The following is a 13,770-nucleotide window of genomic DNA, read 5'->3' on the forward strand; positions in this document are numbered from 1 at the left end:
AAGTCCCGGACTTTTTTTATCAGTACCGGTATTTTCGGCCTTCAAAGTCAAAAAGTACCTCCCGTTTTCCGGTGGCGCCTTTAATCAATATGACTTTATCGGTTTGCGTCGTGTCCATGCGCTGGTAATATTCAGCGTCCTTGGGCAGGTAGAGGTTGGTCAGTTGAGCGTCCTGAATAGCGTAGGGCGAGTGGGTCCGCTCGATTTCATCGCGCGGATGAAGCTTGACCGAGGGGTAGAGAATGGTATCTCCGGGAGCGTACTGTTCAACAATTTTTCCGGCGGTGGTCATGTAAGGGTTGGGACCGCGTGGGTTCACAAAGTAAGTGTACTTTGGGTCGCGGTCCTGATAAATACGCACCAGCAGATTCCCGATAAAGTACAGCTGTATGCCTAGCACTACCCCGAGGATTGCCTTAGGCGCAGCAGGCAGCTTCCAGAACTGCTTCAGCATCATCGCGACAAACAGAATGGAGTACGGGAACGAGAAGCCGGAGTAGCGTTGGGTTAGTCCATAGGTGTGGTTGTTCTTGAAGGACATAATCACCAGAAACAGCGTCGGAACGATGGCCAGCATGGCCATGAACCACAGCAGCGAACGGGGAGTTTCGGCAGTATGGTTTTTTAGGAAACCAGCCAGAAGATAAAGGAAAGATGGAGCGGCTGCCAAAACCACGTACTGCAACTTGGGGACAGTGTAAAACGGCATACCCGTTACCAGCAGCAGCGCGAAAGCTGCCAAATAAACGGCGGGGTACTTTTGGGAAGTCAGGTACCTATGCAGGCACCAGGCAGCTACCCCTCCCAATACGAGCGACAGGAGAATATTCCTCAGACCCAGGAATTCAATTTGGCCCAGGCCATTGGTAAACATCAGTAAATCGGCCCAGAGCGGTGCTGATTTTATGGCCACATTCGCGAACGTGGCGGGCAGAATGATAGCGAACGGATTATCATAAGGGTGGGTCTGGGCCAGTTCTCCGTAAAGCTTGGCCTGATAAGCCAGGGTTTGAAAGGTGTACTTCCCGCCACCAAACACAAACCAAAGCGCCACAAGGCCGATACCCACCAGTGCCGTGGCTACAAAAGGAATCCAGCGCTTGAAGGGCCTCAAAAAAAACAGGGCATACAACCCGTGACAGAGAAAAACGGTAAGGGTAAGGTAATGTGAGAGTAAACTCAACACGAATACCAATCCATAGGCCAGGTAAAGCCACGCTGAGGTTTTTTCTGAGGTGGAACTACTTCTTGGCCTCACGACCAATAAAAAGAGGTGTGTAGCCAGCAAAGTCAGAAAAAAGCTCATGGAGTAGTTGCGGGCCTGGTGGCTGTACGCGACAAAAAACGGCTCGAACGCGGTGATGGACGCACTGATCAAAGCCAGCGATTCGGAGCGGAAATGCCTTTTTACGAACACGTAAACCAGGGCGACGATGGCGGTACTGAAGAGAACGGAAAGGAATCGGACCGAAAAATCGCTAAGTCCGAACAGCTTCGTCCAGAGCCAAAACACACCGTAATAGGCCGGACTATTGCCAATATCTCCCCGGATGTTGGCCTCGATGAAGTCATTGAACGTTTTTTCTTTCCAGAACTCTTTCGGAGTAAAATACCGCTTGCCCGGCGTGAAGAACACGTCCTTCTGATTCGCGCCTTCCATCACGATTCCCTGTGAAATGACGAGCGTGTATTTCTCATCCAGAAATACCCCGTAGCTGTCCGATTTGTATACGCGCAAGACAAAAGCCAGCGCAACGATAATGAGCAGGAGGTACTTTGGTGGGAATTTCATCCGTATAGACAGGAGGGAGGCAGCGAAGTCCGGGCCAATTCAGGCCTTCTTATTTTTTGGAATGTACGGGCAACTTGTTCAAAGAGCAGGCAATAATGAACTGCGCTGAAAACACGTGCTTGACGATGGGTACTTTTTCCAGAAAGGGCTGCAATTTGTAAATGATCTTGGCTGGGCCGGTCGGGAAAAAGAAAGGGACGAAACCCACATAAGACCACTGATCCACCTGTCCACCGGCGTGGCGAATCCATTTCTTAAGCTGCCACTCAAAAAACGACTGCTCCTCGTGTTCGATATGGTACTTTGAGGTTTTTTCGATCAGTTTCAGGATGGGATTATTGCCGTTGGGCTCCATAATGATGATGTTATCCGCCAGCTTGAAGGCATTTCGCAACGCCAGTTGCTGGTCAGCCAGGTGATGAAGTACACCACGAATGACACCAACGTCGTACTTTTTCTCCGGGACGGGCAGGTTTTCGTCCAGAAGATTAAGGGTGCTGAACGTGACATCAGGGTAGTTTTTGGAGGCGATTTCGATGGCCTTATCGGCCGGGTCGAAGCCCGTTACTTCCAGATGCGGAAAATTTTGCTTGATATTATTGGTGTACACTCCGTCCCCACAGCCAATGTCAATCAGCGTTTGGTACTCAGGCTTGATGAATTTGAATATTTCATCCGAAATTCGCTTGTTGGCGACATGGGAAGAAAACTGGGCATTAGTGGTGTACAGAAAACCTTCATTTTCCTGGACATTTTGGTTGAAGGCTTTAACGTTCTCTTTAAGTGACGTGCTCATTTAATTAGTCTGATGATATTTTGAGAGGACAAACATATAAGGTTTATGGCTAAAGACAACGAATTATGACCAATTTGTCATAGTGCAGAGTGGTAAAATCTAACTCTGGGACCTCAAAATGCTATTGCTGAAACAGGTACATCCATCTTTTGAGCGCTAGACTCCGATGTAGGCCGTTGCTGCCGCGTCGTTTACCATTTTTTCGGCGTGCTCCTTTCCCAGATAATTATCAATAAAGTAATGCGCCACATAGAGCAGGGGAGTAGTCAGAATGGCCACCGCACCTTTGTATAAGTAGTTGACCGAACCGACGGCCAGTACCTGCGCAATGCTCCAATTGCCAAAAATGTAAAAAGCCACCCCAATCACGACGAAGCTGTCGACCAGTTGGGAAAAGAGTGTCGACCCCGTAGCTCTCAGCCAAATGTGCTTGGGTCCCGTGCGGCGGCGCAACCAGGAAAACACCGAAATATCGAGCAACTGGCCTAGCAGGAATGCCACGATCGACCCGATCATGATGCCCAGGCCCTGCCGGAAAATCAGTGAAAAAGCTTCGTTGATATTGAAAGAATTACCGGCGGTATCGGTACTATTGAGGTCGAGCCAGAACTGGGCGGGCGGCAGCATGGTGGTGATGTAGATGGTGCCGAACATGTACACGATAAAGCCCGCTGTAAGGAAAGAAATCCGTCGTACGCCACGCCGGCCAAAGTACTCATTGATCAGGTCGGAGGTAATAAAAACGATGGGCCAGTTGAGTACCCCCGCCGACATGTTGAAGTCCAGCAACTGCCCGCCAAGAGCTATTTGCGCAGGAGCTATGCCCAACAGACTTTCCACGGAGAAAATCTTGGCCCCAATGATCTCGGCAATCAGGGCATTGGTCAGAAAAAGTCCGCACAGAAAAAGAAACAGTCGTTGCCCTTTCTGATCGGCGGTGGCGGCGATTGAGGTCATACTAACTCAGGACTTCTCCTACCGTTAGAAGCGCGGGAACCCGGTGCGCTTCCAGAAAAAGGGCAATCCGATCCACCGCCTCGTTAAGCTCGTCCATCGTGGGCAGGAACACAATGCGGAAGTGGTCGTTGCGCACATAATTGAATCCCGTCCCCGACACGACCAGCACTTTCTGTTCACTCAAAAGGCGATACACAAAATCATTGTCATCCTGAAAATCGAACAATTCCAAATCGATTTTTGGGAACAGGTAAAGCGCACCGCTTGGCTTCACACAGCTGATGCCCGGAATTTGGGTGAGGCGGTCATGCACGGCATTCATCTGCTTGTGCAGCCGCCCCGTGGGAAGTACCAGATCGTGGATACTCTGGTAGCCGCCCAGGGCAGTCTGAATTGCATATTGGGTGGGGACATTGGCGCAAAGGCGCATGCTGGCCAGGAGCAGAATTCCTTCTACATAGGACTTGGCGCGCTTTTTCGCGCCGCTCAGAATCATCCAGCCGCCGCGGAAGCCCGCTGCCCGGTAATTCTTGGACAAGCCGCCAAATGTCACGCACAGCGTGTGCTCCACCATCGTGGCGATGGGATAATGTACCGCGTCATCATACAGGATCCGGTCGTAAATCTCATCCGAAAAAATGATAAGACCGTGTTCCTCGGCAATGCGGGCGATTCGCTCCACAATTTCCCGATCGTACACCGCCCCAGTCGGATTGTTGGGGTTGATCAGGACGACGCCCTTGGTGCGTGGAGTGATTTTACTTTCCAGATCATCCAGATCGGGATTCCACTCATTGCTTTCATCACAGATGTAGTGTACAGGTTTGCCGCCACTTAGCGCAATGGATGTGGTCCATAGCGGGTAGTCCGGAGAAGGGACGAGGATTTCGTCTCCTGTATTGAGCAGCGCCTGCATCGAGAGCAGAATCAGCTCACTGACGCCATTTCCGATAAAGATGTCATTGATTTCGACACCGGGAATGCCCTGTGTTTGAGTATAATGCATCACCGCCTTCCGGGCTGCAAACAATCCGCGCGAGTCAGCGTAGCCCTGAGCATTCCGGATATTCATGATGATATCGTGAACAATCTCATCCGGCGCATCAAACCCGAAAGGCGCGGGATTGCCTATGTTCAGGTTGATGATTTTGTACCCCTGGCTTTCGAGCTCCTGGGCTTTATTGTATACCGGGCCGCGAATATCATATTTCAGATTATCGAGACGGTGACTTTTTAGAAATTCCATGCAGGTGGGTGGCTACGGATACTTACTTAATGCGGATGTACAACAGTATATTGGCTTCATCGCCTTATTTATTGACTGAAAAGACAAATGTACAAAACTTCATGAAGTAGCTGAATGCTCTCAAATCTTTGCCGGAGAAGCAGTTTTGTTCGCTATCTGCTCAGGAATGAATACTTTTTGTCCACATTCTTTGCCCGAGCACTGTGTGGTCTATGTACTAAGCGCATCTGATAAGTCGGGTTGTTTATCAGATTCTTTATTTTAGAACCGGAAGACCGATCCGGATGGTCCAGATCATCCTCTAAACTATGAATAAATTATTCTTGTACGGAGCAACCTTACTGCTGTGTTGTACTCAAAGAAGCGGTACTCCGGATGTACCGGTGCCCCAAACCAAAGTCGTGGTTGATCTCAGCCGCGAGTTCCAGACAATCCATAGCTTCGGAGCCTCCGATTGCTGGTCTGCCAAATTTGTGGGGGAATGGGAAGACGAAACAAAAAAGAATCATATCGCCGATTTACTTTTCAGTCAGGACACACTTACGAATGGCCAGCCCAAAGGGATCGGGCTTTCCTTGTGGCGTATGAATATTGGCGCGGGTAGTTATGAGCAGGGTGAAGCCAGCGACATCAAGGATCCGTGGCGCCGCGAAGAGTGTTTTCAAGATGCGAAGGGCCAATACGATTGGACCAAGCAAGCGGGTAGCCAGTGGTTTTTGCGGGCGGCAAAACAACGTGGCGTCAGGTACACGCTCGGTTTTTCCATATCGCCCCCAGTGCACATGACAGTCAACGGCAAAGCCTTCTCGCCGGGCGGTGGTTCGCTGAACCTGAAGCCCGGACTCATGCCCGCATTTGCCGATTTTCTAACGAAAGTCTCCGAGCATTTTGGTTTTGATTACCTCAGCCCGCTCAACGAACCTCAATGGGACTGGAAAGCGGGCAAAAACGGCAAAGCCAACCAGGAAGGTACGCCCGCCCAAAACAGCGAAATTCTGGATGTGGCCAGGGCATTATCCAAAACGCTGTCCACCCAAAATGTAAATACTACGGTAGTAAACGGGGAAACGGCGCAGCTCAATTTTCTTTACGAGCGGGCGGAGTCAGGCCGGGGTGACCAAATGAAGCAGCTATATACCGGAAGTAATTCACTGCACGATCTGCCAAAGGTGGAAAATATTCTGGCGTTCCACAGCTACTTTACAACCTGTGATGATGCCAATCTGGTCAACACGCGAAGGGCAGCGATTCAGGCGGCAAAATCGGTGGATAGCCCCGAGTTGTGGCAGAGTGAGTTCGGAATTCTGGGGAATATTTGTGATCAATACAATGGCTATCCGCGCAATACCGGTATCGACTACGGGCTTTACGTCGCCAAAGTCATACATAATGACCTGACCATTACCAACGTTTCTTCGTGGCAATGGTGGCTGGCGATCAATCCGTATGATTACAGCGACGGGTTGGTGTACATCAATGGTCCCGACGGACAATTCAAAAATCACGACAATGCCCGCATGTCAGGCAATGTCGTCGAATCCAAGCAGCTGTGGTCTTTCGGCAATTTTTCGCGCTTCGTCCGGCCTGGAATGAAACGGGTGAACGTACAGCTCAAAGACCATCCTGACCCCATTGCGCAAGCGGGTACTTACATGGTATCGGCTTATAAAGAGGAAGCCAGCCGCAAGATCGTTTTTATTGGGGTTAATATGACAGAGCAAGCGGTTGCTTTACCGCTTTCCGGCCTATCGCTCAAAAACCAAACCTTCACGACCTATACGACCAGCCGAGAAAAAAACCTGGCGAAGGATACCTTGTCCGGCAATACGCTGCAAATGGAACCCAAGTCAGTGACAACGTTCGTGGGACACTACAATTAGTCAGATGCGACAACACCTGTACGAAACTCATGACGAATGCTGCTCGAGAACCGTTTCCTTTTCATGGGATTTTACCATCGGCAGAGTATTTTATTATGCTGATGATCAGTGCTTAGGAACGGAAAGTGGCTCTAAACCGTTAAAAGATCAGTAAATAGCTTTTTTAAATTACTTTAAAAAAGCATGAAACTGCCTGAACCTTATGAAAATCCGACTAATCCTTTTCCTGACTTTTATAGGAGCTTTGGCACTCGCCGTTGGTTCCTGTTTTCAGAAAAATAGCCCGGCCAACCAGGAAAGCATCCCCGACGTCGTTAGCTACAATTTCCACATCCGGCCCATGTTGTCGGACAAATGCTTTGCCTGCCATGGCCCTGATGCTAAGAAGCGGGAAGCCGGGCTGCGGCTTGACCTGGCCGAGGCGGCGTTTTTGCCCCTTCGCGAAACCAAGGGGGCCTATGCCTTTGTGGAGGGCAAGCCCGAGCAATCGGAGGTCTACCGGCGCATTACTTCTGACGATCCTGCCTACCAAATGCCTACACCCGAATCACACCTGGGGCTGCTGAGCGAGCATGAGGTGAAGTTGATGAAAAAATGGATCGAGCAAGGGGCGAAGTACGAAAAGCACTGGGCTTTTGTGCCGCCTAAAAAGGCCCCACTTCCCGAAGTGGACAACGAGGAGTGGCCCCGAAATGAAATCGACCGCTTCGTGCTGGCCAAAATGGAGGAAAAGGGGCTGGCACCCAATGAAACCGCCGATGAGGAGTACCTGCTCAAACGCGTATCGCTGGATCTGACCGGACTTGTGCCATCGCTGCAACTGCAGGATAAATTCATGGCCGACAACAGCGAGAACGCCTACTCCAAAATTGTGGATGAAGTACTGAAGCAACCGGCTTATGGCGAGAAGATGGCCCTGCATTGGCTGGACGTATCGCGTTACGCTGACTCCTACGGCTATCAGGACGATAACATCCGCACCCAGTGGCCATGGCGCGATTGGCTGATTCATGCCTTCAATAAAAATCTTTCCTATGACAAGTTCGTGACCTGGACACTGGCCGGGGATATGCTGCCAAACACGGATAAGGAGAAAATTCTGGCGACTGGATTCTATCGGAACCACAAATACACCGAAGAAGGCGGCGTGATTCCTGAGGAGTACCGTATCGAGTACATCCTGGACAAGACCAAAACCTACACCAAGGGTATATTGGCTATGACCGCCGAGTGCGCCCAGTGCCATGATCACAAATATGACCCCATCTCGCAGAAGGACTACTACTCCATGTTTGCGTTCTTCAACAATACGCCTGAGGTTGGCTATGAGGGGGACGTGAGCCAGTCAAGGCCCGCAAAGAAGCCAATCGTTACTATTTCAAATTCGGATGCAAGTGATCTGCTCTCATTTTTGAACCGGCAGGACACCAGCGCTCTTACCGTGTCGGTTCTGGGTGAACGCGACACATTACGTCCCACCTACATTCTTAACCGCGGCGTATACGATGCGCCTACCACGCAGGTGTACGCCCAACCGCTGCCTGCCGTCATGAAGTTCGATACGACAAAGTACCCCCGTAATCGCCTCGGATTGGCTAAATGGACGGTTGATAAGAATAATCCTCTCACCGCACGTGTGTTTGTCAACCATACCTGGCAGCAGTTCTTCGGCCGGGGCCTGGTGCGGACCACTGGCGACTTTGGTATGCAGGGCGACCTGCCCACGCATCCCGAACTACTAGACTGGTTGGCGGTGGATTTTATGGAGCATGGCTGGGACATCAAGCGGCTCGTAAAGCAGATCGTCACCTCGGCAACCTACCGCCAGTCGGCTAAGGTCGATCCGAAGAAAATGGCCATTGATCCCGACAATATTTACCTGTCGCGCGGCGCGCGCTACCGCATTCCGGCGGAATTCGTTCGCGACGTGGTCTTGTCGAGCAGCGGGCTACTGGTGGAAAAAATCGGTGGTCCGAGTGTGAAACCCTACCAGCCAGCGGGCCTGTGGGAATCGGCCAGCTCGGGGCGCGGCGAATTGAAGGAGTACTTTCAGGACAAGGGGGACGCCCTGTACCGCCGTGGCATGTATACTTTCATCAAACTCACCGTGCCACCACCCTCAATGGGTATCTTTGACGCCAGCAACCGCGACCAGTGCGAAGTGGTGCGCTCCAAAACTAATACTCCGCTTCAAGCCTTGGTGATGATGAATGACCCAACGGTCCTGGAAGCCTCCCGCGTCCTTTCGCAAAAACTTATGCAGGAAAAAGGTGATCCGGAAACGAAAATTTCGGAAGCCTTCCGCCGCATCGTCTGCCGCAAGCCCACCGAAAAAGAGCTCGCAATTCTCAAAGACTACTATAATGAACAGGCCAGCCTTTTCAGACAAAAGAAATTGAATGCCGCCAAAACCCTCGACGTAGGGGAGTACCCCGCGGCCAAAATCGCCGACCGCGCTTCCTGGGCCGCCCTGATGCAGGTTGTAAGCACGATTTACAATATGGAAGAGGCGATTACCAAGACGTAGGAAAACAATTTGGAATCAAGGAATGTCGGAATTTGCAATTACGGCCTTCATCAATTGACCGGAAGCGAGATTCCGACATTTACTGATTCACTAATTCAAAATTGATCCCCAATGGAAAAAGACATATTCGAATTCGGCCTCAACCAGAATCGTCGGCACTTTCTGTCCAAACTAAGTTTAGGTTTGGGAAGCGTGGCGTTGGGTTCGCTGCTCATGCCCGATCTTTTTAAGGGCGACCCGGAGGCAGACGCTGATGCCGCTTTGGCTGGCCTGGCGCACTTTGCCCCCAAAGCCAAGCGAATCATTTATTTATTTCAAAACGGCGCGCCCTCCCAATTGGACTTGTTTGACTACAAGCCCATGCTGAACAAAATGCAAGGGGAAGAACTACCCCCTTCCATCCGGGGCGAGCAACGGCTTACCGGCATGACCTCCGGCCAGTCTTCTTTTCCGCTGGCGGGTAGCTATTTCAAATTTAAGCAGCATGGCCAGTCGGGAATGTGGGTGAGCGAATTGCTGCCGAACATCGCCAACGTCGCCGATGATATTTGTTTTATCAAAACGATCCACACCGAAGCCATCAACCATGACCCGGCCCTGACCTTTTTTCAGACCGGAGCTCAGGTAGGCAACCGCCCCAGCATGGGTGCCTGGCTAAGTTATGGGTTGGGCAGTGAGAATAAGAATTTACCCGCCTACTGCGTGTTGCTGTCACGTGGAAAGGGCAATGGGCAGGGGGTTTATTCCAAGCTCTGGACCAACGGTTTTCTGGATTCCGTGCATCAGGGCGTGCAGTTTAGCAGTGGCGAAAACCCGGTACTTTACCTCAATAATCCCGATGGCATGGATATGGCCGAGCGGCGGAAAATGCTTGACAAACTGGCCGAGTTGAACCAGGGTACTTATGACGAATTCGGCGACCCGGAGATCAATACCAAGATTCAGCAATACGAGATGGCTTACCGCATGCAGACCGCCATGCCGGAAATAACGGATGTCAGCCGTGAACCAGAAAGTACCATCAAACTTTACGGCCCCGAATGTCTGGTGCCGGGTACTTATGCCGCCAATGTGCTTCTGGCCAGAAAACTTTCCGAAAAAGGCGTTCGTTTCGTACAACTTTACCATCAGGGCTGGGATGCCCATGGCAACTTGCCCCGCGAGATTCTGGGCCAGGCCAGGGATGTGGATCAGTCGTCGGCTGCGCTTATTACTGATTTGAAACAGAGGGGATTGCTAGATGAAACCCTGGTCATCTGGGGCGGTGAATTTGGTCGCACCAACTATTGCCAGGGAAAGCTTGCTCCGGACAACTATGGCCGCGACCATCACCCGCGTGCCTTCACGGTCTGGATGGCGGGTGGTGGCGTCAAGCCGGGTGTTTATGGCGAAACGGACGAGTTTGGCTATAACATTGTCAAAGATCCGGTGCACGTCAACGATTTCCATGCGACGATCCTCCATCAAATGGGCATCGACCACGAGAAGCTTACCTACAAGCACCTCGGCCGCCGCTATCGTCTCACCGATGTGGCGGGAAAAGTTGTAAAGGGAATTATTGCTTAAAATAAGTGTGAAGGAGCGAATGTCGAACGGCGGATCGCCCCAAGGCGGTGGTCGACGGACATTGCTTTCGCTTCATATCCCCGATACTGCATTTGCTTATTCCGACATTCACTACCAATCCCATCATTCCAAATTGAGCCGCTTAATAACCCTCGTCTATAACGCCACTTTCTTTCTGGTTTGCCTGCTGGCTTTTCTGTTGGTTTTTGAGAATCTATTGGTCGTGCCGCAGTGGCTGCAAGTGGCGGGAAGAATGCATCCGTTGCTTCTGCACTTTCCCATCACAGTGTTGATGCTGTATGGAGTATGGGTGATCATTGCGCCCCGGCCCGAAGCGGGTTCCCCTGTAAAGTACTGGGCGGATAACGTGCTGCTTTTGGGGGCGTTTACGGCTACGCTTACGGCCATGATGGGCTTTATGCTTTCTAAGGAGCCGGGCTACGACGCCAGTGCCCTTTACTGGCATAAATGGACCGGAATTGCGACCGCCTTTGTAAGTTTTGGCTGGTATGCTTTCCGAAACCGACTGCCCAGGCACCTTCTGCCCGCTAAGGTACTGTCCGGCCTGACCATGGTTGTGCTGCTGGTCGCCGGACACCTGGGCGCCAACATTACTCATGGCGAAGAATTTCTGTTGGCCCCACTCATGTCAGACAATCAGGCCCCGCTGGTGGCAATGAACGACGCGCTGGTATACGCACACGTGGTGCAGCCCATTCTGGAAGAAAAGTGTGTCAGCTGCCACAACCCACAGAAAGCCAAAGGTGAACTCATCATGACCACCACCGAATTGTTTGCCAAAGGCGGGAAAAACGGGACACCCTGGGATACTACCAAGGCTGACCTGGGACTGCTATTGACTCGGGCACATCTTCCGCTGGACGATAAGAAACATATGCCTCCACGAGGTAAAGTACAGCTGACCGATGATGAAATTCAGGTACTGGAAAGCTGGATCAGGCGAGGGTCGAGTTTCACGGCCAGGGTAGTTGAGTTTCCCGCCGACGATCCCCTGTACCGTTTTGCTTCCAATCGGCTGACCGTGGCAGAAGATGAAAATAGCTATGAGTTTGCGGCGGCGGATGATAAGAAAATTCAAGAACTAAACACGGATTATCGGGTCATCACACCACTTTCGGAGGAGTCGCCCGCACTTTCGGTGAGTTTTTTTAGTGAATCCGCCTTTCAAAGTTCCGACCTCAGCGACCTGACTCCCATCAAAGATCAGATTGTAGAACTGGACGCCAGCAAGATGCCGGTTCGGGATGAAGATTTGAAGCTGATCGCGCAGTTTGGCAATTTGCGTAAACTGCTGCTCAACTTCACCGACATTACCGGAAGTACCCTGGGCGAATTAGCCAAACTCCCGCACCTTCGCGAACTTTCCTTAACAGGTACCCCGGTCAAAGCTACTCAACTCCTTGCACTGAAAAATGCCAATGCATTGCGCAACCTCTATGTTTGGAATACGGGCATAAAGCCGGAAGAGTTCAGTCAGTTGAAGAAAGAGTTGCGGGGCGTGTCGCTGGAATCGGGCTTTCGCAGTGATACCGTAGTTTTGAAGCTAAACCCACCCAATGTTATTAACAAAGAGCAAATCCTGAAAGGGGAAGCTGTCCTCAAACTCGAACATCAGATTAAGGGCGCGGTTATCCGGTATACCCTGGACGACACCGAACCCGACAGCGTCAATTCTCTCGTTTATAAAGACGGCATCAGGATAAATAACACGACCACTCTTAAAGCCCGTGCCTTCAAGCCGCCGGGCTGGTACGGCAGCGAAGTGATGAGCCGCAAATTCTATCGCACTACCTACCCGCCCGATAGTATGAGGTTGTTGACCAAGCCCAGCGATCGTTACAAAGGGATCGGCAACCGGGTGCTGATCGACGGCATCAAGAGCAACCGCGACCAGAACAGCAAAAAATGGATTGGGATTCAGGAAGAGCCGTTGATTGCATTGCTGTCTTACGATCGGCCCGTAACGGCCCGGAAAGTTTCGTTGAGTATTTTTCAAAATGTCGGTTCATCCATATTCCCTCCCGTAAAAATGGAAATCTGGGGCGGAATGGAAGTTGATAAATTAAAACTGCTGGGTACTCAGAAACCAGAAATGCCCGGTGAGAAAGACCCTGGCAATGAAGACAAGCTCTATGATTTCGAATTTGACCCAACTCAGGTCAAGTACCTTAAAGTGGTAGCAGTGCCACTAGCCAAAATTCCGGCCTGGCACGGCAACAAAGGAAACAAAGGGTGGGTGTTTATGGACGAAATCCTGGTGAACTGACCAGGGAATGGTTGAGGCCTCGCTTGGATCAGTCAAAATAAAAGGCTTCGTGAATCATTTCACGAAGCCTTTTATTTTGACTATCAGCTACCTTTTACTTGGCTTTATATTTTTCGACTTTCCGCTGGCCGATTTGCAACAGTTCGCTGACTTCATCGTAATTGTTAAAATCAACTGGTTCACTCAGGCGACCGTTCGCAGCAAAGTCGGCCGGAATCACCACAACTCGGAAAGTCTGGTTGGTCGTCCACTTGGATTCCAGCGTTGTACGGTCAAACTGAGTGTCGAGAAACATGCTGACGTCACGAAAAGTATGGTCAAAACTGTACTGCATGGCTCCGTTGGACATAAATACCGTTTGTGGTAGCGGGCGGTACACCGGCAAATCATTATCTACTATTTCCCACAAACGGTACACCAGCACGACATCGGTATCGAATACCTCAATTTTATCAACTGGAAAATCAAAATAAATACGGAAATCGTTAGCGGTAGTGAAGTTTCCCGTAACATCAAATACGGTACCGAGGGTTTGGGGGCCGGCTGGACCAGCGGGGCCTTGTGGTCCTTGGGGACCGGGAGGGCCATCGAAACCAGCCGGGCCGGCTGGTCCATCACAACTTAACAGGAATACAGTGGCCAACAACGAAAGGGACATGAGGATCTTTTTCATAGCTTAAATAGATTTTGAGGTGAATGAAAATATAACAAGGGACATG

9 protein-coding genes are annotated in these 13,770 nt (G+C 50.9%); 4 read left to right on the plus strand and 5 right to left on the minus strand.

The annotated features are described in order from the left end of the window. Nucleotides 1-19: 19 nt before the first annotated feature. From IE117_RS17225 to IE117_RS17240, 4 genes are all read right to left on the minus strand, one after another. Nucleotides 20-1,792: a glycosyltransferase family 39 protein gene (locus tag IE117_RS17225; RefSeq protein WP_189565717.1), complete on the minus strand. Its 1,773-nt coding sequence runs from the start codon at nucleotides 1,790-1,792 to the stop codon at nucleotides 20-22. 49 nt (nucleotides 1,793-1,841) lie between these two features. Next, on the minus strand, nucleotides 1,842-2,588 hold the full coding sequence (locus IE117_RS17230; protein WP_189565718.1) for a class I SAM-dependent methyltransferase: 747 nt from the start codon (nucleotides 2,586-2,588) through the stop codon (nucleotides 1,842-1,844). A gap of 156 nt (nucleotides 2,589-2,744) precedes the next feature. Continuing rightward, complete coding sequence (locus tag IE117_RS17235; RefSeq protein ID WP_189565719.1) at nucleotides 2,745-3,545, minus strand: queuosine precursor transporter; 801 nt, start codon at nucleotides 3,543-3,545, stop codon at nucleotides 2,745-2,747. A gap of 1 nt (nucleotide 3,546) precedes the next feature. Further along, on the minus strand, nucleotides 3,547-4,791 hold the full coding sequence (locus IE117_RS17240) for a pyridoxal phosphate-dependent aminotransferase (protein WP_189565720.1): 1,245 nt from the start codon (nucleotides 4,789-4,791) through the stop codon (nucleotides 3,547-3,549). A gap of 308 nt (nucleotides 4,792-5,099) precedes the next feature. On the opposite strand from IE117_RS17240, the gene IE117_RS17245 reads away from it, so the two are divergent. The 4 genes from IE117_RS17245 (at nucleotide 5,100) to IE117_RS17260 (ending at nucleotide 13,051) form a co-directional block, all read left to right on the plus strand. Further along, the gene (locus IE117_RS17245) at nucleotides 5,100-6,671 is read left to right on the plus strand and encodes a glycoside hydrolase (protein ID WP_189565721.1); all 1,572 of its coding nucleotides are present in this window, start codon (nucleotides 5,100-5,102) and stop codon (nucleotides 6,669-6,671) included. Between the two features lie 202 nt (nucleotides 6,672-6,873). Beyond that, the gene (locus IE117_RS17250) at nucleotides 6,874-9,198 is read left to right on the plus strand and encodes a PSD1 and planctomycete cytochrome C domain-containing protein (RefSeq protein WP_189565722.1); all 2,325 of its coding nucleotides are present in this window, start codon (nucleotides 6,874-6,876) and stop codon (nucleotides 9,196-9,198) included. Nucleotides 9,199-9,309: 111 nt separating this feature from the next. Next, nucleotides 9,310-10,764 carry a DUF1501 domain-containing protein gene (locus IE117_RS17255; RefSeq protein ID WP_189565723.1) on the plus strand — a complete coding sequence of 485 codons (1,455 nt, stop codon included), beginning with the start codon at nucleotides 9,310-9,312 and terminating at the stop codon, nucleotides 10,762-10,764. 133 nt (nucleotides 10,765-10,897) lie between these two features. Next, the gene (locus IE117_RS17260) at nucleotides 10,898-13,051 is read left to right on the plus strand and encodes an FN3 associated domain-containing protein (RefSeq protein ID WP_229581060.1); all 2,154 of its coding nucleotides are present in this window, start codon (nucleotides 10,898-10,900) and stop codon (nucleotides 13,049-13,051) included. A 94-nt stretch (nucleotides 13,052-13,145) separates the two neighbouring features. Here the strand turns inward: IE117_RS17260 and IE117_RS17265 are convergent, their stop codons facing one another. After that, entirely contained in the window at nucleotides 13,146-13,724 is a 579-nt protein-coding gene (locus IE117_RS17265; protein ID WP_189565725.1) for a collagen-like protein, read from the minus strand. Nucleotides 13,725-13,770 lie beyond the last annotated feature (46 nt).

It is taken from the genome of Persicitalea jodogahamensis (assembly GCF_014651615.1).
In the GTDB taxonomy this organism is placed as follows: Bacteria; Bacteroidota; Bacteroidia; order Cytophagales; family Spirosomataceae; genus Persicitalea; species Persicitalea jodogahamensis.